The 21,279-nt window shown below is 73.3% G+C and carries 22 protein-coding genes; 10 read left to right on the forward strand and 12 right to left on the reverse strand.

Annotation, left to right across the window (positions count from 1 at the left end; genetic code table 11):
* Window positions 1-97: 97 nt before the first annotated feature.
* On the reverse strand, window positions 98-1,021 hold the full coding sequence (locus ACFW2Y_RS21225) for an NADP-dependent oxidoreductase (RefSeq protein ID WP_384881319.1): 924 nt from the start codon (window positions 1,019-1,021) through the stop codon (window positions 98-100).
* Window positions 1,022-1,172: 151 nt separating this feature from the next.
* Here ACFW2Y_RS21225 and ACFW2Y_RS21230 point away from each other — a divergent pair, with 151 nt between their 5' ends.
* From ACFW2Y_RS21230 to ACFW2Y_RS21245, 4 genes are all read left to right on the forward strand, one after another.
* Window positions 1,173-2,183, forward strand: coding sequence for a GlxA family transcriptional regulator (locus tag ACFW2Y_RS21230; RefSeq protein WP_384881385.1), 1,011 nt, complete (start codon window positions 1,173-1,175; stop codon window positions 2,181-2,183).
* Window positions 2,184-2,596: 413 nt separating this feature from the next.
* Window positions 2,597-4,030, forward strand: a complete 1,434-nt coding sequence (locus tag ACFW2Y_RS21235; RefSeq protein WP_384881321.1) for a lamin tail domain-containing protein — start codon at window positions 2,597-2,599, stop codon at window positions 4,028-4,030.
* A 201-nt stretch (window positions 4,031-4,231) separates the two neighbouring features.
* Window positions 4,232-4,909, forward strand: a complete 678-nt coding sequence (locus ACFW2Y_RS21240) for a macro domain-containing protein (protein ID WP_384881324.1) — start codon at window positions 4,232-4,234, stop codon at window positions 4,907-4,909.
* 70 nt (window positions 4,910-4,979) lie between these two features.
* Window positions 4,980-6,605 (forward strand): ADP-ribosyltransferase domain-containing protein, encoded by a 1,626-nt coding sequence (locus tag ACFW2Y_RS21245; protein ID WP_384881327.1) that lies wholly within the window; start codon window positions 4,980-4,982, stop codon window positions 6,603-6,605.
* Window positions 6,606-6,778: 173 nt separating this feature from the next.
* Here the strand turns inward: ACFW2Y_RS21245 and ACFW2Y_RS21250 are convergent, their stop codons facing one another.
* The 3 genes from ACFW2Y_RS21250 to ACFW2Y_RS21260 form a co-directional block, all read right to left on the reverse strand.
* Window positions 6,779-7,162 (reverse strand): hypothetical protein, encoded by a 384-nt coding sequence (locus ACFW2Y_RS21250; RefSeq protein WP_384881330.1) that lies wholly within the window; start codon window positions 7,160-7,162, stop codon window positions 6,779-6,781.
* Window positions 7,163-7,324: 162 nt separating this feature from the next.
* Entirely contained in the window at window positions 7,325-7,900 is a 576-nt protein-coding gene (locus ACFW2Y_RS21255; RefSeq protein ID WP_384881388.1) for a nucleotidyltransferase domain-containing protein, read from the reverse strand.
* Between the two features lie 116 nt (window positions 7,901-8,016).
* A complete protein-coding gene (locus tag ACFW2Y_RS21260; protein WP_384881333.1) occupies window positions 8,017-9,420 on the reverse strand; it encodes a glycosyltransferase 87 family protein in 1,404 nt (467 codons plus the stop codon).
* A 113-nt stretch (window positions 9,421-9,533) separates the two neighbouring features.
* On the opposite strand from ACFW2Y_RS21260, the gene ACFW2Y_RS21265 reads away from it, so the two are divergent.
* Together ACFW2Y_RS21265 and ACFW2Y_RS21270 are read left to right on the forward strand one after the other, a co-directional pair.
* On the forward strand, window positions 9,534-10,703 hold the full coding sequence (locus ACFW2Y_RS21265) for a molybdopterin-dependent oxidoreductase (protein WP_384881335.1): 1,170 nt from the start codon (window positions 9,534-9,536) through the stop codon (window positions 10,701-10,703).
* Window positions 10,703-11,125 (forward strand): hypothetical protein, encoded by a 423-nt coding sequence (locus tag ACFW2Y_RS21270; protein WP_384881338.1) that lies wholly within the window; start codon window positions 10,703-10,705, stop codon window positions 11,123-11,125. Before ACFW2Y_RS21265 ends, ACFW2Y_RS21270 begins: the two co-directional genes overlap by 1 nt.
* Here the strand turns inward: ACFW2Y_RS21270 and ACFW2Y_RS21275 are convergent.
* The 3 genes from ACFW2Y_RS21275 to ACFW2Y_RS21285 are packed head-to-tail and all read right to left on the reverse strand — an operon-like array spanning window position 11,098 to window position 13,066.
* The gene (locus ACFW2Y_RS21275; protein ID WP_384881391.1) at window positions 11,098-11,757 is read right to left on the reverse strand and encodes a class I SAM-dependent methyltransferase; all 660 of its coding nucleotides are present in this window, start codon (window positions 11,755-11,757) and stop codon (window positions 11,098-11,100) included. The two genes, ACFW2Y_RS21270 and ACFW2Y_RS21275, sit on opposite strands and share 28 nt — an antisense overlap.
* Before the next feature lie 2 nt (window positions 11,758-11,759).
* Window positions 11,760-12,392 (reverse strand): DUF2064 domain-containing protein, encoded by a 633-nt coding sequence (locus tag ACFW2Y_RS21280; protein WP_384881340.1) that lies wholly within the window; start codon window positions 12,390-12,392, stop codon window positions 11,760-11,762.
* Window positions 12,389-13,066, reverse strand: coding sequence for a glycosyltransferase family 2 protein (locus ACFW2Y_RS21285; protein ID WP_384881394.1), 678 nt, complete (start codon window positions 13,064-13,066; stop codon window positions 12,389-12,391). The genes ACFW2Y_RS21280 and ACFW2Y_RS21285 overlap by 4 nt, the downstream gene beginning before the upstream one ends.
* Before the next feature lie 135 nt (window positions 13,067-13,201).
* Here ACFW2Y_RS21285 and ACFW2Y_RS21290 point away from each other — a divergent pair, with 135 nt between their 5' ends.
* Window positions 13,202-13,933, forward strand: coding sequence for a response regulator transcription factor (locus ACFW2Y_RS21290; protein WP_384881343.1), 732 nt, complete (start codon window positions 13,202-13,204; stop codon window positions 13,931-13,933).
* Window positions 13,930-15,042: a sensor histidine kinase gene (locus ACFW2Y_RS21295; protein WP_384881345.1), complete on the forward strand. Its 1,113-nt coding sequence runs from the start codon at window positions 13,930-13,932 to the stop codon at window positions 15,040-15,042. Before ACFW2Y_RS21290 ends, ACFW2Y_RS21295 begins: the two co-directional genes overlap by 4 nt.
* An 81-nt stretch (window positions 15,043-15,123) precedes the next feature.
* Here ACFW2Y_RS21295 and ACFW2Y_RS21300 read toward each other — a convergent pair whose 3' ends face one another.
* Window positions 15,124-16,188 carry an NAD-dependent epimerase/dehydratase family protein gene (locus ACFW2Y_RS21300; protein ID WP_384881348.1) on the reverse strand — a complete coding sequence of 355 codons (1,065 nt, stop codon included), beginning with the start codon at window positions 16,186-16,188 and terminating at the stop codon, window positions 15,124-15,126.
* Between the two features lie 213 nt (window positions 16,189-16,401).
* Between ACFW2Y_RS21300 and ACFW2Y_RS21305 the strand changes: the two genes are divergently transcribed.
* Window positions 16,402-16,974, forward strand: a complete 573-nt coding sequence (locus tag ACFW2Y_RS21305; RefSeq protein ID WP_384881350.1) for a DM13 domain-containing protein — start codon at window positions 16,402-16,404, stop codon at window positions 16,972-16,974.
* A gap of 75 nt (window positions 16,975-17,049) precedes the next feature.
* Here the strand turns inward: ACFW2Y_RS21305 and ACFW2Y_RS21310 are convergent, their stop codons facing one another.
* The 3 genes from ACFW2Y_RS21310 to ACFW2Y_RS21320 all read right to left on the reverse strand — a co-directional run bounded on the left by ACFW2Y_RS21310 (window position 17,050) and on the right by ACFW2Y_RS21320 (window position 19,306).
* A complete protein-coding gene (locus ACFW2Y_RS21310; RefSeq protein WP_384881353.1) occupies window positions 17,050-17,799 on the reverse strand; it encodes an SDR family oxidoreductase in 750 nt (249 codons plus the stop codon).
* A gap of 272 nt (window positions 17,800-18,071) precedes the next feature.
* On the reverse strand, window positions 18,072-18,590 hold the full coding sequence (locus ACFW2Y_RS21315) for a nitroreductase family deazaflavin-dependent oxidoreductase (protein ID WP_384881356.1): 519 nt from the start codon (window positions 18,588-18,590) through the stop codon (window positions 18,072-18,074).
* A gap of 191 nt (window positions 18,591-18,781) precedes the next feature.
* Window positions 18,782-19,306, reverse strand: coding sequence for a MarR family winged helix-turn-helix transcriptional regulator (locus ACFW2Y_RS21320; RefSeq protein WP_384881359.1), 525 nt, complete (start codon window positions 19,304-19,306; stop codon window positions 18,782-18,784).
* A 353-nt stretch (window positions 19,307-19,659) separates the two neighbouring features.
* Between ACFW2Y_RS21320 and ACFW2Y_RS21325 the strand changes: the two genes are divergently transcribed.
* A complete protein-coding gene (locus ACFW2Y_RS21325) occupies window positions 19,660-20,832 on the forward strand; it encodes an acyl-CoA dehydrogenase family protein (protein WP_384881362.1) in 1,173 nt (390 codons plus the stop codon).
* Here ACFW2Y_RS21325 and ACFW2Y_RS21330 read toward each other — a convergent pair.
* On the reverse strand, window positions 20,795-21,043 hold the full coding sequence (locus ACFW2Y_RS21330) for a hypothetical protein (protein WP_384881365.1): 249 nt from the start codon (window positions 21,041-21,043) through the stop codon (window positions 20,795-20,797). The genes ACFW2Y_RS21325 and ACFW2Y_RS21330 overlap by 38 nt on opposite strands.
* Between the last annotated feature and the right edge of the window lie 236 nt (window positions 21,044-21,279).

A 21,279-nucleotide genomic window follows, 5' to 3' on the forward strand; every position in this document is an offset into this window, starting at 1 on the left:
GCGATCGTGCTGTACGACGGCACCCGCGTGGTCGGTTCCGCCACCATCGCCACGACCGAGCGGACCTCCGCCGCCGTGTGAGCCCGGCGGCCGGGGCTCAGGCCACCGTCAGGACGATCTTTCCGGTGGTGCGCCCCCGCTCGCCCATCTCGTGCGCCTTCGCCGCCTCGGACAGCGGCAGCACCGCGTCGACCACCGGGCGCAGGGCGCCCCGGTCCACCAGGGCGGCGATCTCGCGCAGCCCCAGGTGGTCGGGCTCGACCAGCATCCACAGCGCCCGCACCGCGTCATGCGCACCGGGCACGTCGTCCGGCCCCGGCAGGGTGACCAGTCGGCCGCCGGGCCGGAGCACCGTCAGGGAGCGCTCGGCCGTCTCACCCCCGAGCCCGTCCAGCACGACGTCGACGTCGGATGCGACGTCCTCGAAGCGCTCCGCGCGGTAGTCGATCACCTCGTCCGCGCCCAGCTCGCGCACCAGGTCGTGCTTGGCGGCGCTGGCGGTGCCGATGACGTACGCACCCCGGGCCTTCGCGATCTGCACGGCGAAGTGGCCCACGCCCCCGGCCGCCGCGTGCACCAGTACGCGTTCCCCGGGGCGCACGTCCGCCGTGTCGACCAGCGCCTGCCACGCGGTCAGTGCGGCGAGCGGCAGGGCCGCTGCCTCCACGTGCGTCAGGGAGGAGGGCTTGGGGGCGAGGTGTCGGGACGGGGCCACCACGTACTCGGCATAACCGCCCGCCTGCCGGGGGAAGAGCGGCATGCCGAAGACCTCGTCACCGGGACGGAACGCGCCGACGCCGGGGCCCACGGCCTCCACGGTGCCGGAGACGTCCCAGCCGACGACCGGCACGTCGCCCCACGCGACGAGGGCCCCGCTGGCGCGGGTCTTCCAGTCCACCGGGTTGACCCCGGCCGCGTGCACCCGCACCAGCACCTCGTTCAGGCCCGGCTCCGGCCGTTCCACCTCGCGCTCGACCAGGTTCTCGGGTCCACCCCACTGCTCCACGACCATCGCGCGCATGTTCTCTCCGCCTCGTTCCGTTGCGATCGGTGTCCCGCCGGATTCCTTCCGATGGCGACACGGAAGACGATCCGCCAGTCCGGCCCCCCAAGGTGTTGGCCGTTTGGTCATGATGTGACAGGATCTGGCCATGGTGGGCGCACGGGGCACGATGACGGACGGCGAGCGGGCCGGGGGCGACCCCCGTGAGCCGCAGCGCAGGCACCGCATTGCGGTGCTGGCCCTGCCGGGCGTGCCCCCCTTCGAGCTCGGCATCCCCTCCCGCGTCTTCGGCAGCGTGGCGGACGCCGAGGGGCGGCCCCTGTACGAGGTCGTCGTGTGCACCGCCGACGGCGGCCCCGTCCTCAGCGACGCCGGATTCGTCGTCCAGCCCGCGGCCGGCCCCGAGGCCCTCGCCGCCGCCGACACGGTGATCATCCCGCCCACGCACGCCATGCCCGAGCTCGCCGGGGGCGGCCCGCTGCCGCCGGAGGTCGACGCGGCGATCGCCGACATCCGTCCCGGTGCCCGACTGGTGTCCATCTGCTCCGGCTCGTACGTCCTGGCCGCCGCCGGACTGCTCGACGGGCGGCCGGCCACCACCCACTGGAACCTGGCCCCGGAGTTCCGCCGCGCCTACCCGAAGGTCAAGGTCGACGAGGAGGTGCTCTTCGTCGACGACGGCGACGTGCTCACCTCCGCCGGTGTGGCCGCCGGCGTCGACCTCTGCTTGCACATGATCCGCAGGGACCACGGTGCCGCGGCTGCCAACCGGGCCGCCCGCATCTGCGTCGTGCCCCCGTGGCGCGACGGCGGGCAGGCCCAGTTCATCGACCGGCCGGTACCCGAGCCCACCCTCGCCAGTACCACTGCCACCCGTGCATGGGCCATGGAGCACCTCGCCGAACCGCTGTCCCTGGGCAGGCTCGCCGAGCACGCGCGGATGAGCCTGAGGTCCTTCACCCGTCGCTTCCGCGACGAGGTGGGCATGACACCCGGGCAGTGGCTCACCGCGCAACGGCTGGAACTCGCGAAGCAGTTGTTGGAGACCACCGACCTCCCCGTCGACCTGGTCGCCCACCGCGCGGGACTCGGTTCGGGCAACTCGCTGCGCGCCCACATGAAGTCGTCCCTCGGCATCTCGCCCGCCGCCTACCGCCGGACCTTCAGCTCCGCCGCCTGAGGACCGCCCGCCCACGGACGTCTCCCGGCATCTCGCCCGCCGCCTACCGCCGGACCTTCAGCTCCGCCGCCTGAGGGCCGCCCGCCCACGGACGTCCCCCGGCTCACGGTCATCGTCGACGAGCGCTCCTCCCGGCGAGGGGGAAGGCCCCCACCGGCCCGACCCGCAGGAGCCCGTCCGGGCCGACGGGCGACGCCCGCTCACGGAGGGTGGCCCTCGACGACGCCCGCTCCGGCCCCGCACCGACGGCATCCGGACCGACGGGGCCGCTCGCGCCCCTCCCGAGAGCGGCCGACCTGTCGTTCGGCACGCGTTCACCCGGCAACCGGGCCGATGCCCGACGCCGTTCGGCGTCGGCCGGAAGTCTCGTCTCACCCATGTGCCGCTCCCCTCCTCCTCCCAGGACGGACACCGTGCCCGAAGTACGCGCTCCCCGCGGGCGTCGTCGCCCCGCTCCCCTTCGCACCGCTCCGCTCCGCCTCGCCGTGGTCGGCTCCGTGACGGCCGCCGCCGCCGTGCTCGCGCCCGCGGCACACGCGGCCCCGGCGGACGACGTCCGCATCAACGAGGTGGTGACGACCGGCCAGGTGAACGACTCGATCGAGCTGTTCAACAAGGGCACGGCCGCCGTGGACATCTCCGGCTGGATCCTCAAGGACGAGAAGAACGGCTCGAAGTTCACCGTGCCGGCCGGCACGACGCTCGCCGCGGGCGCCGTCCGCGCCTTCGACGTGTCCGGCTCGTTCGGCCTCGGCTCCAACGACAAGGCCCGCCTCTACCTGCCCGGCGGCAGCACCCTGGTCGACAGCTTCTCCTGGAGCAGCCACTCCGCTCCGTCCTGGTCGCGCTGTCCCGACGGCACCGGGTCCTTCGGCCAGGCGCCCCTGACCCTCGGCGCGTTGAACGACTGCGGCGACGGTACGGCCCCCGAGGCCTGGCCCGGCGGCAGTTCCGTGACGACGGCCGACGGCCCCAACGTGATCGGCCCGGACCTCAGCGGCCTGTACGAAGAGGGCTCCGTGCTGTGGGGGGCGCAGAACTCGGGCAGGCTGTGGCGGCTGGTCCGTGACGGTTCGGGCGGTTGGCAGCCGGACACCACGAACGGCTGGACCTCCGGAAAGTCCCTGCGCTTCCCCGGTGGCAGCGGGGCGCCCGACAGCGAGGCGGTGACGCTGACCGCCGCGGGCGCCGCGGGCGGCGCGTACGTCGCGAGCGAACGCAACGGCGACGCGTCCGGCACCAGCCGCCTGTCCGTCCTCCGCTACGACGTCACCAGCGGCACCGGCGGCAGCCTGACGGCCACGATGGAGTGGAACCTGACCGCCGGCCTGCCGGCCGTGGGCTCCAACGCCGGCTTCGAGGCCGTCACCTGGATCCCCGACGCGACCCTCACCACCGCGGGGTTCGAGGACGAGTCGACCGGGGCGGCCTACGACCCCGACCGCTTCGGCGCGCACACCGGCGGCGTCTTCTTCCTCGGCGTCGAGGGCACCGGATCGGTCTACGGCTATGTGCTCCAGGACGACGGTGCCGCCACCCGGGTCGCCACGATCGCCAGCGGCATGTCCGGCGTGATGGAACTCCAGTGGGAACCGCAGGCCGCGCGCTTGTGGTTGGTGTGCGACGACACCTGCTCCGGCCAGCACCGGACCATGCGGATCGGCGCCGACGGCGGTTTTGCCCTGGCCGCCGTCCATGACCGCCCGACCGGCATGCCCAACCTGAACAACGAGGGCTTCGCGCTCGCCGCGGCCGAGGAGTGCACCGGCGGCACCAAGCCCGTCTACTGGGCCGACGACGGCAACACCGGGGGCCACGCGATCCGCAGGGGCACCGTCGACTGCTGACCGTGGCGATGCGCCGACCGGGCGGGACCGGGGGCGTCCGACAACGGTGACGACCGGTGTCGGACGCCCCCGCCGCACCGGTCACCGCCTGCGCCGAGCGAAGTGACGGCCGGTCACCGTCCGCTGCTCCGGAAGGCGTTGTCAGTGGGGGCCACTAGCGTCGGAGGAGTGGGAAGAAGCTGTTCTGACAGGGGGCATCTGATGACTGAGGGCTGCGCGGAGACGACGCTCAGGGTGGTTCTGGCGGACGTCAACGGGAGTGTGGTGACGGCCTGGCGGGCGGCGTTCGCCGATGTGCCGGGCATCGAGATTCGGAAGGGGTCGATCCTCGACGAGGACGTGGACGCCTGGGTCACCCCGACGAATGCGGCCGGTCGGATGGACGGCGGGGTCGATGCCGTGATCAAGCGTCACCTCGGGGCGGGCATCCAGCTGCGGGTGCAGCGGGCGATCCGTGACCGGTTCGGCGGCGCACTGCCGGTGGGCAGCGCCGTCTGCGTCCCGTCGGGGGCCACGGTCCCGCGCTTCCTGATCTCGACCCCGACGATGGTGGGCTCCTCGCAGAACGTGCGCGAGACGCTGAACGTGGCCATGGCCTGTGCGGCGGCCTTCCAAGCCGTCCACCGGCAGAACAGGCTTGCGCCGGGCAGCGTCCGCTCGGTCGCGCTGGTCGGGATGGGCGCACAGACCGGCCGCGTGCCGGCCCGGGTCTGCGCCAATCTGATGTGGACCGGTTACACGCTCTTCCACGACCACTGGTTCGAGGACGACGACGAGCTGCGTGCCACCATCACCGCCCAGCTCGCCGACATCGAAGGGGCTCCGGCCACGAGAAGGGTGCGGATCATGCCGCCGAAAGGGCGTTCCTTTCGCCGCTGACCCCGGTTCCGCGGCACCGACCGCAGGCCACCCGTCCTCCCCAGCCACGACGACCGGGAGCAACCCCGCGATGAACGACACCACCGCGACCACTCCGCCACAGCCCGATGCGAACGATCCGCTCGGCCTGTCCGGCCTGTTCACGGGAGGCGGAGAGCCTTGGCTCCCGGTCCTCAAACCCGTCATCGAAGCACGACAGGACGCCGCCCGGTTCATCGGACCGGACCGCAGTCCCCAGGTCGTCCCGGTGCGGGAGCTGACCTTCCAGGCGCTCAAGCCCAACCCGCCGCACAAGTGGAAGGTCGTCGCCTTCGGCCAGAACCCCTATCCACGGCCGGAGAGCGCCACCGGCATCGCGATGTTCGACAACACCTTCAACGACTGGAAGGACAGCCAGTTCGGACGGGTCGTCAGCATTCGCTGCCTCATCAAGGCGGCGGCCATGTGGAAGTACGGCATCGCCAAGAAGACCCCCGTCGGCGAGCTCCGTGCCCTGCTGAAGGAACGGGACGCGGTCCAGCCGCCCGAATGGTTCCAGGCGATGCTCACCCAGGGCGTCCTGCTGTTGAACGCCTCGCTGACCGCCAGCGCCGACGGAGCCGTGGGCACCGACCAGCACACCGGTTTCTGGCGCCCGGTGGCCGAGCGGATCGTCGAGGAGGTCCTCCGGGCCAAGCAGGAGGCGACGGACGAACAGGACCGGGGGGTCGTCTTCGCCTGGTGGGGCGCCCATGCCCGGAGCCTGAAGCGGACCGTGCTGCGCCTGCAGGAGAAGTACCCGGGTGTGGAGGTCCGGCACATCGACCACGCCAACCCCGCCGCGCAGGGCGACCTCTTCTGCGAGGGAGACCACTTCGCCACGGTGAACGACGCCCTGCTGTCGCTCGGCGCCGAAGCGGTCGACTGGCTTCCCGGCAAGGGCTGGGACCAGCCGGCCCCCGGCGGGGGAGGCGCGGACGTCGACGTCGCCGCGCGCATGGGGGCCTTCATCACCTCGACCATGGAGCTGCACCAGCTGTATCTGGAGCGGCTCACCGGAGTCGAGGACGAGGGGCATGTCCTGCCACCGGTCACCGGTGTGTTCGATACCCCGCTGATGTCCTTCGAGGACGCCGTCGCCCCGGTCGCCGCCGTACTGCCCGGACTCGGCCGGCACGTCGACCGCTCGCGCGAGTTCGGCAAGCGGCGGGCGGACGAGCCGGCAGGGGCGGGGCTATCGGCCGCCGCCATCGCCGCGCTCCACCTCTACACCTGCGAATCGGGCTTCTACCGGGACGTCAACGCCGTCCTGCGCTCCGCGGACCGCAGTCGTGTGATCCCCTATCTGCCCTATCTGAGATTGCTGTTCTCGGCGGTCTCGGGGCTTCCCGTCCAGAAGAGACCGCTCTGGCGCGGCGTCGGTCTGGACCTGCGCCGCCAGTATCCCCTCGGAGGGACGGTGACCTGGTGGGGCATCTCCTCCTGCACTTCCGAGCTGAGCGTCGCCCGCTCCTTCCTCGGCAACCGGGGCAAGCGGACCTTGTTCGAGGTGACCCCCGCGCGTGCGGTGGGGATCCGCAACTTCTCGGCGTTCACCGGCGAAGAGGAGTACGTCCTCGCTCCGGGCACCCAGCTGGAAGTCACCGATGTGACGACCGAACGCGGGGGGCTGTGCACGGTCAGGCTGACCGAAGTGGACGCCCCGCTCGTCTCTTGATCGGGGAACGGCACGGTGGCGTTCCGGTCGGCGGCGCCGGGACGCCACCGCGTCCGCCTTCGGGCCGGGAAGCCCTTTCCCGGCCCGTCCGGCACCTGGGCCGTGCCGAACGGTCTGCCCCGCCATCGGCCGGGGCGAGGCGGCGGGTGGCTCGCGGGCGGCGCCGGGGCACGTCACAGACCGGGGATGCCGTAGGCCATGAGCATGAACGCCAGGGGAAAGCCCACCGCGGTGAGGCCTCCCAGTGCGCCCGGCCGGGTGTGGGAGTCCAGGAAAGCCGCCACCAGGAGCAGTACGGCGGCCGGGGCGAACAGGAACATTCCCACCACGAGGCCGACGACCGACCAGGCCAGCAGGCCCGTTCCGAGGGCGAGGGACACCCAAGCGAAGGTCTGTGGTGCCCATCGGAGGCAGAGCGGAAGGAGCACCGGGAGGGCGGTCAGGAAGAAGAGGCCTCCGAGCACGGTGGGCAGGCCGATGATCAGGGCCGGCGCCATCGATACGGCCGCGGCCACCGCAAGTGCGGACTGTCCCGTGAGGACCGATTGCCTTTCCATGCCCCACCCCATTGACTGAACGTGTTCAATGTGAACATGTTCAAAATATCGACCTCCGGCGTTCTTGCCAAGCTCCCTCCTCCTCGCGCACGCGGCAGCAGGTCATCACCGCATCGACGAGGGGAGGGCGCCGGCCCTCCCCGCACGAGTGCCCCTTCCCGTTCACCTTCGACGAACCGGAAGCAGCCGCCGGAGCCAGGGATGGTGGGGTTCGACCACCCCGATGGCTCCCACCAGCCAGGCGCGCGCCGCGGCGTCGAGCAGCGGCAGCACGGCTTCGAAGTCGCACGCGTCCTTGTCCCTGGAGGCCTTCGCCTTGTAGAAGAGCTGCACCTCGGGTGCGAGGTACGGGATGCCCGTCCCGCCGGTCCGCCCGAGTCGGTCGATCGGGAGCCGGACCTCCGGGGTGCGCCGCGAGACCCACCAGCCGCCCTCGGCCTCGTCCAGCATCAGCTGCACCGACCAGGGCGCCTCCGGCGTGCGACGGCACCAGACGTCGTGGAGCGGCGGCCGAAGCACTTCCCCGGGGTGCCACGGCCGCAACTCCCCACGACCCGGCGGATCCGCCACGTACAGGTCCCAGTCGGCCAATGCGGCACGCACGAGGGCCTGGTCGCGCCGGAGGGCGAGGACGTCGAGGTCGCCGTGTGCGCGCAGCTCCCGGCCGACCGCGAGTTCGATCGCGTAACCACCGGCGATCCACCACGGGAAGTCCGCCCCGGCGAAGAGCAGGGCCATGTCCTCGGGACGGTCCGGCACCCAGCGTTCTCGTGCGTCAGCGCTCACCCCTTGGTGATCCCGCCGCGCGCGCGGCGGGAAACGAGGGTGGCGGTCAGCGGCGGCGCCCTCTGCGTTCAGGAAGCGGGCCCGTTGACGGGCGCCTCCTTCGCCCGACCGTCGGGGGGCGCAAGCCGCTTCCCCGGGATGCGGGCCCCCGGGCGGCGCAGCCACAGGCCCGCGCACACGGCCAGGGCGGCCGCTCCGTAGGCGAACGTGGCGACGCCGTAGCCCACCACCGGGCCGGCCACGTAGGCGACCGCGCCGGCGAGGGCGATCCCGAGCCACTCCGCGCGACCGTCGAGCGCGACGAGTGCGACCAGCAGGAGCGCGTACCAGGAGTAGCCGGGGGTCAGCAGGAGGAAGGCCGCCCCCGTGGTGTGCAGGGCGCCGCGCCAAGGACGCTCGGGATCGCCGCGCCACCACATCGCGAGCGCCACCACCGTCATGACCAGGAGGACGGCGGGGAGCGCCCAGGAGTCGGGCAGCACGAGCCGGAGCAGGGCGTAGCGTCCACCGGCCCCCGCGTCGTCGTAGCCCTCCTCCTCCGCGTAGCCGCTGAGGTAGCCGAGGACGGAGTCGTGGGACAACAGCACGTACGGGAGGTACACCGAGCCGACGACGGCCACGGTCGGAGCGACGACCGCCAGCAGGGCACGGGGTCGGCGCAGACCGGAGAGGGCACCCGGGAGCAGTACGGCGGGCAGTAGTTTGGCGGCGATCGCGAGGCCGAGCAGGACGCCGCCGGTCACCCGCCGACGGGCGACGACCGCGAGGGCGGCGACCGAGAACAACACCGCGAGGACGTCGACGTGGGCGTTGTTGACGGCCTCGACGGGGACGGCCGGGCACCAGGCCCAGAGGGCGGCCTGCCGGGGATCTCCCCGCCGGCGCAGGACGCCGACCAGCAGGCCGGTCACCGCGAGGGACAGGACGGCGGCCCCGGTCTGGAGGGCCTTGTGGCGGCTGTCGGCCGGTGAGAGGGCATGGACCAGGAGGAACCAGCCCTCGGCGACGGGCGGGTAGATCGTGTGGACGGTCGGCCGGTTGATCCGGGTGCAACCGCCGTCGGGCAGCGAAGAGAGGTTCCGGCCGTGCGCGCAGGCGGCGCGGTCGGGGAAGAGCCAGTCGTCGCGCAGCCGGTCCAGTGCCGGGGCGGCGGGTGCGTGGTCGTACGGGGAGATGCCGGCGGCCTGCACCCGACCGTCCCAGGCGTACCGGTAGGAGTCCGTGCTCGTGCGGGGCGCCGCCACGAGTCCGGTGGCGGTGACGGCGACCGCCCCCGCGAGCACGAGCGGGACCACCGCGCGCACCGGGACCCGGCGCAGGGCGACCAGGGCAACGGCGAAGAGCGCCCAGCAGCCCGCGTACCCCGTCACCAAGGCGCCCCCGGAGGCGTTTTCGTGGAGCAGGGCGGCCAGGACCGCGGTCAGGACGGCGAGCAGCAGGGCGGTGACGAGCACCGGACGGGCACGAAGCATGGGCGCAGCCTGGCAGTGCACACGGCCGTACGACGGGCGACCCGTCGCGGCGTTCGGGTTTCGTAAGGTGTCGGACCGTCCACGGGGCCTTCCGCGGCGGTGTCATGGACGGCATGAGCTTCCGCATCCCCAGACCGCCCCGGATCGTTCCGTCCGAGCTCCGGCCGCCCGCCTTCACCGGCCGTCTGCACGACGCGCGGACGGCGACCGCCGTGGGCCGTTGGCTCGGCGCGGCCTTCGCCGTCTGTTTCCTGACCGGCCTCATCAGCCACTACCTCCAGCATCCGCCGGACTGGCTCGCGAACCACCTTCCGGCCCGACCGGCATGGGGCTACCGGCTGACCCAGGGGCTGCATGTCGCCAGCGGTCTCGCGGCGATCGCGCTGCTGCTGGTGAAGCTCTGGACGGTCTACCCGCGGTTGTTCGTCTGGCCGCCGTTGCGGTCCGTGCGGCACGCGCTGGAGCGGCTCTCCGTCGCGGTCCTGGTCGCCTCGGCCGTGTTCCAGGTCCTGACCGGTCTGCTCAACATCGTCCAGTGGTACCCGTGGCCCTTCTCCTTCGTCCCGGTGCACTTCGCGGTCGCCTGGGTCGTGGCCGGCTCGATCCTCCTGCACGTCGCGGTCAAGGCCCCCGAGATCTCCGCCCACTGGAGCAGGCGGTCGAAGGGGACCCTCGCCCTGCCCGCCGAGGACGTCTCCGACCGCCGCTCCCTCCTCCTCGGCATGGGAGCGGCCGTCGGAGTGGTCACGCTGACGACGGTGGGACAGTCCTTCACCCCGCTGAAGACCTTCGACCTGCTCGCCCCCCGGCATCCGGACCACGGACCGCAGGGGCTACCGGTGAACCGGACCGCCGCTGCGGCCGGCATCTCGGCACCGGCGTTGCGGACCTGGCGCCTCGACGTCGTGGGACCCCGCCCGTACGCCCTCACCCTTGATGACCTGCACGCGATGCCCCCGGCCACCTCCGACCTGCCGATCGCCTGCGTCGAGGGCTGGAGTGTCCAGGCCCGCTGGGCCGGGGTCCGGGTGCGGGACCTGGTGGCCCGAGCGGGGGGACGGCCGGGCCGGGACGCCGTGCGCGTCACATCGCTGGAGGCGAGCGGCGCCTACCGGGTGATGGAGATGGGCACGGAGTACGTCGACGACCCGCTCACGCTCCTCGCCCTCACCCTCAACGGGCAGCAGCTCTCCCTCGACCACGGCTTCCCGGCGCGGATCATCGCCCCCAACCGCCCCGGAGTGCTGCAGACCAAGTGGGTGCACCGTCTGGAGGTGCTGTGATGACGACGGCGAAGGCACTGCGCTATGCGGCCGGCGGGTTCGGACTCGTGCTGATCGGCATCGGCGCCTGGCTGGTGGTGCGCCAGCCGGGCCCGGCCGGCGTCCTGCTGTGGCTCGCCGGAGCGCTCCTGCTGCACGACGGGATCATCGCCCCGCTGGTGCTCGCCGTCGGGCTGCTGCTCGTCGGACGCCACCAGCGGGGAGTGCTGCGCGGGGCGTTGATGGTGGCGGGGAGCCTGATCCTCGTCACGCTGCCCGCGTTGGTCCGCCCGGGAGAGCCGCCCAGCTCCTCTTCCCTGCCCCTGCCGTACGGGCGGAACCTCGTGATCGTCCTGGCCGCCGTGGCCGCGGTGGCCGGAGCGGTCGTTCTCGTACGGTGGTGGCGGGTGCGCCCTCACCGGAGCGAGCGGGCGGACGACTGACGGGCGAGGGCCGCGAAGCGGCGGCCCCCGCTGTCCCACTGCTCGGTCACCGTCCAGCCCGCGGCGGCTGCGTGCACGGTGAGCGCCGGAATGCCGACACGGGCCCAGCGGAACGGGGCGCCCAGACCGCCCCGGCCATCGTCCACCCGCACCTCACAGCGCTCGTCGACGTCCACCGACACGCATTCCGCAATGACCCGGCCGGATCGCGACACCACGCGCACCAGCCGCCGCAGCAGGGCCGTCGGGTCCCCGCCGATGCCGATGTTCCCGTCGATGAGCAGGGCCGTGCCCCAGCGTCCCTCGCCCGGCAGGGGGTCGAAGACGGAGCGGCACAGGGCCGTCGCCCCGAGCCCGATAGTCCGGGTGACCGCCTCCGGGCTGATGTCGACGCCCAGCGCACGGCGCCCCTCGGCGGCGAGCGCGGCGACCAGCCGTCCCGGTCCGCAGCCGACGTCGAGCACCGGCCCGTGACAGCGGTCCAGGACGGAGCGGTCCGCACGGTCGGGCGCCTCGCACCAGCGCTCGACCTCCAGGGGGAGGAGCCATCCGTCGTGGCGGCGCAGGAAGAGCGGTCCCTGCCCGGTGCGCAGGGCATCGGCGTACGGGTCGGCACGCCAGGCCGTCGTCATGGTCACGCGCCCGCTCCGGCCGGCGTCGCGGTCAGCGCACCGTGCAGTGCCGCGAAACGGGTGTCGGGGGCCTCGGCCGCAACGAGGGCCGCGTCCTCGGCGGTGTCCACGTCCCGCAGTACGGGCAGGGCACCGATCCGCAGCCCGGCCGCGCGCAGCCGCGCGTGTTGGACGGAGCCGGTGTCGGGCCGGGACATCGGAACGCCCAGCAGGAGGGCGGGATCGGGGGAAGCGAGGCCGAGGGCCCAGAAGCCGCCGTCCGACGCGGGGCCGAACCAGGCGTCGTGCTCCTCCCAGCACAGTGCCGGGGCCAGGACGGCAGGGGTGACCTGAGGGGTGTCCATCCCGATGAGCAGGGCGGGGCCGTCGTACGCGGCGAACGCGGCGGCGAGGCGCACGTCGAGGCCGCCCGCCACTTGGGGGAGGAGTCGGAACCCCGACGGCAGCCAGGCGCCGGGCTGCCCGTCGAGGACGAGCACGTGCCGGTCGGCGGGTACTTCGAGGGCCGCGGCGAGCGTGTCGCCGAGCGCCGCCTCGGCGAGGGAGGCGGCCTCCGCCGGAGTGAACGGGGGAGTGAGACGGGTCTTCACCCGACCGGGCAGCGGCTGCTTGGCGATGACGAGGAGCGTCGTCACGGGCGCTCACCGCCGACCAGCGCCGGCTCGTCCAGGACGCGGCGCATGTCGTGCACGGCCTGCCAGGTGCCCCGCCACGTTCCGGTGACCTTGGACCGCCCGGAGCGCGGCCGGTACGGCACGTCCACTTCCCGCACGCGCCAGCCCGCGTCGGCGGCCCGCACGACCATCTGGAGCGGGTAGCCACTGCGCCGGTCCGTCAGATCCAGCGACAGCAGGGCCTCGCGCCGGGCGACCCGCATCGGCCCGAGGTCGTGCAGCACCAACCCCGTCCTGCGGCGCAGCAGCCGGGACAGCGCGAGGTTTCCGGCCCGGGCGTGGGCGGGCCACGCACCGCGCTCGGTGGGGCGCCGGCGCCCCAGCACGAGGTCGGCCGAGCCGTCGGCCACGGAACGCGACAGATCGGGCAGCAGGCCGGGGTCCAGGGAGGCGTCGCAGTCGCAGAAGCAGACGAACTCGGCGTCGGAGGCGAGCAGCCCGGCGTGGCAGGCGGAGCCGAAACCACGACGGGGTTCGTGCACGACGGTGGCGCCGAGGTCGGCCGCGAGCGCGGCGGAGCCGTCGGTGGAGCCGTTGTCGACGACGATCGCCCGCCAGCCGGCGGGGATGCGGGCCAGCACCCAGGGCAGGGCCTCGGCTTCGTCGAGGCAGGGAAGGACGACATCTGCGGTCATGGGGATCACGGCTCTCACCGTAGGAACTACGGGGCGCTCCGGGGCCGCGTAAGTCCTTACGAAACGCGGACGCCGTGCGACGTGCGCCCGGATGGCCGTGGCCCTCCGGCGGGAGCTGATGCGAGGCTGGGGCCCATGAGCGAGCGCAGCACCCCCCACGAGACCGCCCGGATCCTGGTGGTGGACGACGACCCGACGGTCGCCGAGGTCGTCACCGGTTATCTGGAGCGGGCGGGATTCGTCGCCGAACACGCGGCCGACGGCGTCGACGCCTTGCGCCGGGCCGGGGAGCGGTGGCCCGACCTCGTCGTCCTCGACCTGATGTTGCCGGGGCTTGACGGCCTCGAAGTGTGCCGTCGGCTGCGGACTGCGGGCCCCGTTCCGGTGATCATGCTGACCGCGCGGGGCGACGAGGAGGACCGGGTCACCGGGCTTGAAGTGGGCGCGGACGACTACGTCACGAAGCCGTTCAGTCCGCGTGAGCTCGTGCTGCGCGTCGAGTCCGTGCTGCGCCGCAGCCGTGCTGCGGTTGCCGAGGCGCCCCGCGGGGTGCTGCGCGCCGGTGGCCTGTCCGTTGACCCCGCCACCCGCAGGGCCACTCGGTACGGTGGCGAACTCGCGCTCACCCTGAGGGAGTTCGATCTCCTCGCGTACTTCCTCGAGCATCCCGGCGCGGCACACAGCAGGGAGGAGCTGATGCGCCGGGTGTGGGGCTGGGACTTCGGTGACCTGTCCACCGTCACCGTGCACGTCCGCCGACTGCGAGCCAAGATCGAGGACGATCCGGCGCGGCCGTCGCTGATCCAGACCGTGTGGGGCGTCGGCTACCGCTTCGAACCCGCGCACGCGGAGGGCGGCACGGCATGAAGGACATCCTGCTCATCGCCTCGTTCGCGTTGGCCGGGGCCGCCTGCGTGGGACTGGTCGGGGCGGTCGTGCTCCGCCTGGTCCGCCACCGCTCGGTCGTCGTCTCCCTGACCGTCGTCGCCTCCGTGGCCGTGACGGCGATGCTCGCCGGCACGCTGGCCGTCGCCCAGGCGATGTTCCTGTCCTCCCACGACCTGCGGGTGGTCACCGTGGTCGTCGCCATGGCCGCCCTGGTGTCCCTGTGCACCGCCCTCGTCCTCGGCCGGTGGGTGGTGGCCCGCAGTCGTGCGCTCACCCGGGCCGCTCGGGACTTCGGCGACGGGGGCAGCTTCGCCGCGCCCGACGGGGCCGCCACCGCCGAGCTCGCCGCGCTCACCCGTGAGCTGGCCGTCACCAGCGCCAAGCTCGACGCGTCCCGGCGCCGTGAGCGTTCCCTGGAGGCGTCCCGCCGGGAGCTCGTCGCCTGGATCTCCCACGACCTGCGCACCCCGCTCGCCGGACTGAGGGCCATGGCGGAGGCCCTGGAGGACGGGATGGCCGCGGACCCCGCCCGCTACCACCGCCAGATCCGCACCGAGGTCGAACGCCTCACCGCCATGGTCACCGACCTCTTCGAGCTCTCCCGCATCCATGCCGGAGCGCTGGCCCTCAGCCCCAGCCGCATCTCGGTGTACGACCTGGTCGGCGACGCCATGAGCGGCGCGGACCCGCTCGCCCGTGAGCACGGGGTCCGTCTGGTGGGTGCTGAGGTCGAGGCGGTCCCCGTCGAGGTGGACGGCAAGGAGATGACGCGCGTGCTGGCCAACCTCCTCGTCAACGCGATCCGGCACACCCCCACCGACGGCACGGTCGCGGTGGCCGCCGAGCGCAAGGACGGGGCCGTCGTCCTCTCCGTCACCGACGGTTGCGGTGGCATTCCGGACGAAGACCTGCCCCGTGTCTTCGACACCGGCTGGCGCGGAACCGAAGCCCGCACCCCGCCCGCCGGAGCCGGATTGGGCCTCGCGATCGTCCGGGGCATCGTCGAGGCCCATGCGGGCAGGGCGGAGGTGCACAACGTGCCGGGCGGCTGCCGCTTCGAGGTCACGCTGCCCGCGGCGGTGGGGTGACCCCCTCCCGCCCGACGGACGCGGGTCGGGCGGGAGGCCCCGGGGCCGTTCCTCCGCGGTCGTGCCGTCCGTCCCGTCCCGCTATCCGCCGACCGCGGCCGAGGCCCGTTGTCCCGCCCGGGCGAACTCCGCCATGCCCTCCGCGAAGCCGGTCTCCGGGTGCCAGCCGAGGTCGCGCCGCAGCCGCGACGAGTCCGCGGTGATGTGCCGTACGTCCCCGAGCCGGAACTCCCCGGTCACCACGGGCTGTGGGCCGCCGTGCGCCAGGGCCAGTGCCGCCGCCATCTCTCCCACGGTGTGCGGGGTCCCGCTCCCCGCGTTGTACACGGTGAGGGCGCCGACCGGCAGTCCGTCGGCGGCCTCCAACACCCGGACGTTGGCCGCCGCCACGTCCCTGACGTGGACGAAGTCCCGTCGCTGACCGCCGTCCTCGAAGACGCGGGGCGCCTCTCCGCGGGCCAGGGCGGAACGGAACAGGGAGGCCACCCCCGCGTACGGGGTGTCGCGCGGCATCCCCGGCCCGTACACGTTGTGGTACCGCAGCGAGACCGCCGTTCCGTCCACCGCACGGGCCCACGCCGCCACCAGGTGTTCCTGGGCCAGCTTGGTCGTCGCGTACACGTTGCGGGGGTCGCTCGGGGCGTCCTCGCCGACCAGGCCGGGGACGAGCTCGGCGCCGCAGATGGGGCAGCGCGGCTCGAAGGACCCCGCCGAGAGGTCCTCGGGGCGGCGCGGCCCGGGGCGGACCAGCCCGTGCCGGGGGCAGTCGTAGCGCCCCTCCCCGTAGACCACCATCGAGCCGGCGAGGGCGAGTCGGCGCACCCCGGTCTCCGCCATCGCGGCGAGCAGGACGGCCGTGCCGAGGTCGTTGCAGCTCACGTATGCGGGGGCGTCCGCGAAGTCCTTGCCCAGGCCGACCATGGCGGCCTGGTGACAGACGGCGTCGATCCCGTGCAGGGCCGCCCGCACGCCCGCGGCGTCCCGGACGTCCACGTGCCGGGACTCCGCCGGTGGCGGCTCCGGGGCGGTGGGGTGCGCACTGGGCAACAGTGCGTCCAGTACGACCGGCTCGTGGCCGGCCGCCTGCAGCGAGCCGATGATGTGCGAGCCGATGAACCCGGCTCCTCCGGTGACGAGTACGCGCATGCACGCGACGCTACGGACCGGTGCCCCCCGACGGTGCCGTCCGCGCCGGTCCGTAAGACTTCCGTCATCCCGGCGGGGGCACCCGCTCCTCGGCCCCGCCCCCGGGAGTCCGATCCGAAGGCGTAAGACTTCCGTCATCGGGCCGGACCTACCGGGACCCGGTGCCTTCCCGTTGGATGGGCGCAGAAGACGGAACGTCGAAGGAGGTGCGCCGTGGGGCGCGTCACGAGGAAGCAGGGATGGATCGCGGCCGCCGCCGTGGCCGTGGTGGTCGTGGTGGCCGGTCTCGTGTGGTTCAAGCCCTGGGCACTGTGGGTGAACGAGACGGTGCACGAGGCACTGCCCTCCGCACCCGCTCCGACGGCGGTGCCCGGTGCCCCGTCCGCCTCCTCGGACGTGCCGTCGCCGTCGGCCCCGGCGGAACCGACCGGTCCCGTCACCGTCGCGCAGGGGCGCTTCATCACCCATGAGCACGCCACGACGGGCGTGGTGAAGATCGTCCGCCTCGCGGACGGCAGCCACACCCTCCGCCTGGAAGACCTGGACACGAGCAACGGCCCCGACCTGCGCGTGTGGTTGAGCGATGCCCCGGTGAAGGAGGGGAAGGCGGGGTGGGACGTCTTCGACGACGGGAAGTACCTCAACCTCGCCAAGCTCAAGGGCAACCGAGGGGACCAGAACTACCCGTTGCCGGCCGACGTCGATTGGTCGGCGTACACGAGCGTCAGCATCTGGTGCGACCGGTTCGACGTCTCCTTCGGCGCCGCGGAGATCGTCCGCGTCTGACGTCCGCGGCACTGCCCTCCGGGGGACCGTGCACCCGGGGTGCTCCGCCCGGGGCGCCGCCCCGACCGACCCTGTTCACTCCTCCTGAGGGGTGAGCGCCGTCGAACCGACGGTGGAACCGCCGTCCAGGACGAACTCGACCCCGGTGGAGTAGGTGGCGTCCGCGACGACGAAGAGGACCATGCGGGCCACCTCCTCCGGTTCCCCGAAGCGGGGGATGGGCTGACCGGCGGCGAACGACTCGTCCATGTCCGCCGTCATCGGGGTGCGGATGGGGCCGGGGTGGACGGAGCAGACGCGGACCCCGTCGCCGGCCAGCTCGAGTGCCGCGGCCTTGGTGAGCCCCCGCAGGCCCCACTTGCTGGCCACGTAGCCGCCGATCTCGCTGTAACCCATCAGTCCGGCGGTGGAGGAGACGTTCACGATGACGCCGCCACCGGCACGACGCAGGGACGGCGCGAGGGTGTGCATGCCCAACCACGGCCCCTGGAGGTTGATGTCGATCACGCGGCGGAACGAGGCGAGGGACTGCTCCTCGATGCTTCCCCACTCGACCACGCCCGCATTGTTGACCAGCACCGACACGGGCCCGAAGGAGTCCTCGACGTTCTTCAGCGCCGTGCTCCAGGACTCCTCCTCGGTCACGTCGAGGTGGAGGTACCGGGCCCGTTCACCGATCGCAGAGGCGACCGAGGCTCCTTCGTCGTCGAGGACGTCGGCGACGGCCACCCGCGAACCCTCGTCCGCGAGGAGGCGTGCGACCGCGGCTCCGATGCCGCGGGCCGCGCCGGTGACGAGCGCCACCTGGTTGTCCAGCCGTCCCATGATGTCCTCCTCGGGCGATCGGGCCCGTGCCCTGAGGGTCGGGAACGGAGCGGAGTCCGGCGGCGTCACCGGTCGACCCCGTCCGCGCGGTTCACGTCCGTACCTTCTGTTTCCCGCATCGCCCCTGCACACGGCAGGGCCGAACGGTCCCCAGTCCTGCCCCGATGGTCCATCTGGCCCCTCCGGTCGGGCGCCCGGCCCGGTCGTCGTCGTGTCCGGCCCGGGACGCCGAACAGCTCGGAGGACACCGGTGTGCCGCCGCGGGCCGGGCGTCAGACCGCCCGGGGCCGTTCCGGGGCCGTTTCCAGTCGTACGAAGGGGATCTGCTCTCCCGCCGCGCCGAAGGCGGCCTCGCTGCCGTCCACGGGAAACCCCATGAACCGGCAGAGGGCACGGGCGGCCCGGGGGTGCCTGCGCGCGTACTCGGCCATGATCCGGCCGCCTTCCTCCGGGGTGGGGAACTGCGCCGTGACCGCGTGGTACTGCCGTCCGAACTGGACCGTGGCCTGGGGCGTGTGCTGCAGGTTGCGGTACCAGTCGGCCTTCGGCCCGAATCCCGAGGCGACGGTCCAGCTGCCGTCCGTACGGTCGTGCGCGACCACTTCCAGGACGACTTCCCTGGACTGACCGGAGGTGCGTCCGATGTGGATGAGTCGCAGGAACCGGGAGCCGAAGAGCGGGCCCAGTCCGGCCCGGAAGAGCGCGATCGGAAGGCGTGCGAGTCTGCGCTTCACTCCCCGCGGCGGCTGCGGGCGCTTGGGCCCGGGGCGATGGGGTGCGTCGGGAGCCATGACGTCCTCCTGGATCGGCCGAGAGAGCGGGCCGCTTCGGTTCGATGACCGAGGTCGTGGGCACGTTCGCTTTCCAAGGTGAACCATTGCACAGACCAAGGGTGAGGGAAAGGTTCTTCCCGATGGCCGGGCCCGTGCCCCCTCGCCCGCGGGGCGAGGCGGGGCACGGAGGCGTCCGGGCCGTCCCGTCCCTAGTGCATGCCGGCGATCGGGTCCGCCCACCCCAGCGGGTGCGGTTCGACGGCATCGCCCGTGCCGGGTTCCCGGCCGGCCGAGTTGAACGCGCCCAGGGCATCGAGCAGGGCGGCGCGGCGTCCCGGGGCGAGGCGCTGGAGGATCGCGCGGATCTCCTCCCGGCGGCGCGCCGTCACGTCGTGGACGACACGGTGTCCGGTTTCCGTCAGGCTCAGCTCGGACTCGCGCCGGTTTTCCGGGTTCGTCCGCTTGCCCACCAGGCCTGCCGCGATGAGGCGGTCGACCATCCGCAGGGCCGTGGACGGTTGGACCCCGAGATGCTCCGCAAGGACGACCAGCTTCGAGGGGCCGTGGGTGGAGAGCACGACCAGCATGCGGAACTGGGGCAGCGTGATGCTGTCCTCCACGGTGGCCAGGGAGCGGGCCGAGACGGCCACCAGGAGCCGGGACGCGGTGAGCACCGCCTCCGTCACGGCGTCGATGTCCTGCTCGTCGGGCCTCACGCCCCCGTGCTCCACCATGAAGTCCTTTGTACCGCGCGGGGTCCGCCGGCCGCACGTCATCGAGGGAGAGGGCGCTGCCGGTGCGCGCCGGAAGCGCATGGGAGTTCGAGCCGCGTCGTCCCGACGGCACGGCCCGGACGGAGGGGCGTCGGGAGCCTTCCGCGTGCGGACGGGGCACGCCCGTCAGGCGCCCGCGCCCTACGGACGGGACCGACCCCGCAGCGGGCGCGGTTCTGGATGCCGCAGGGTGCCGGGGCCGCGCCGTCCGGCCCCTCCGCCGCCCATGTGATCCCCCGGTGCGGAACGGGCATACTCCCCGTGATCTCGGCACTCCGCGCGCCCTGCGCGCCCGGCAGGGAGGAGCCCCGGCCATGGCCGAAAGCACCGCGGGCGGCGTACAGCGCCGGCTGCCCACCGACGAGGCCCGGGAGCTGCTCTCCCTGGTGCGGGACATCGCCCGGCGGGACATCGCCCCGTACGCCGCGGAGGAAGAGGCCGCAGGGCGCTTCCCCCGCGAGCTGTTCGCTCTGCTGTCCCGCTCCGGGCTGCTCGGCCTGCCGTACGGCCCCGAGTGCGGCGGGGGCGGGCAGCCGTACGAGGTCTATCTGCAGGTCCTGGAGGAGCTCGCCGCGGCCCGCCTCACCGTGGGTCTCGGGGTCAGCGTCCACACGCTCTCCTGTCACGCGCTCGCCGGCTTCGGCACCGCGGAACAGCGGGCCGCACACCTGCCGGCGATGCTCGGCGGGGGGCTCCTCGGCGCGTACTGCCTCTCCGAGCCCTCGGCCGGGTCGGATGCGGCAGCCCTGCGGACCCGGGCCGTCCGGGAGGGGGAGGAGTGGGTGCTCGACGGGACCAAGGCCTGGATCACCCACGGCGGGATCGCGGACTTCTACACGGTGATGGCCCGCACCGGTGGCCCCGGGGCGCGCGGCATCACGGCCTTCCTGGTGCCCGGGGACGCGCCGGGGCTGAGCGCCGCCCCGCCCGAGCGGAAGATGGGCATGCGGGGGTCCCCCACCGCGCAGCTCCACTTCGACGGGGTGCGGCTCGCCGACGACCGCAGGCTCGGCGGGGAGGGACAGGGCTTCTCCATCGCGCTCGACGCCCTGGACGCGGGGCGGCTCGGCATCGCGGCCTGTGCCGTGGGACTGGCCCAGGCGGCGTTGGACCGGGCCGTCGCGTACGCGAAGGAGCGCCGGCAGTTCGGTCGGCCGATCGCCGACTTCCAGGGCCTGCGCTTCCTGCTCGCCGACATGGCGACCCGGGTCGAGGCGGGCCGGGCGCTGTACCTGGAGGCGGCTCGGCTCCGGGACGAGGGGCGGCCCTTCGGGCGCTGTGCGGCGATGGCCAAGCTCTTCTGCGCGGACGCCGCCATGCAGACCACGACGGACGCGGTGCAGGTGCTCGGCGGCTACGGCTACACGGCGGACTTTCCCGTGGAGCGGTATCTGCGCGAGGCGAAGGTGCTTCAGATCGTCGAGGGGACCAATCAGATCCAGCGCGTGGTCATCGCCCGTCACTTGGTCGGAACAGAGTTCCGCTGACCCGCACGGTGCGGTCCGCCCAGACCGGCCCGGCGACGAGCCGGGCCCACTCCTGGTCGCGGCGGCCGGGGAGGGTGCGGCCCTGGCTGGCCCAGAGGGAGAGCACGTCGCGATAGATGGGCGGGTCGACCGGGGCGGGGGGCGTGGCCCGGCCCCGGCCCCGCACCTGGGTGGGCACCGCTGCGAGGGGTGCGCTCGGGACGGCGGCCACCGTCTGAACCGGAGCGGGAGTCGTCGGCGGGGCGGGCGCGGAAGCCGTCGCCCGGGTGGTCGGGGCCGCTGTCGTGGAGGCGGGTGCCAGTGTCGTCGGGGGCGTCGGCGCCGTCGGAACGGGGGATGCGTCCGGAGTCGTGGCGGTCGAGCCGGAAGGGGTCCCCGGCAGTTGAAGAACCGATTCTTCAGCGCCCGGCTCCACCTGTCGGTGCCGACCGAAACTGCTGGGTGTCG

Origin of the sequence: Streptomyces sp. NPDC058877 (genome assembly GCF_042742855.1) — a bacterium.
GTDB lineage: Bacteria > Actinomycetota > Actinomycetes > Streptomycetales > Streptomycetaceae > Streptomyces.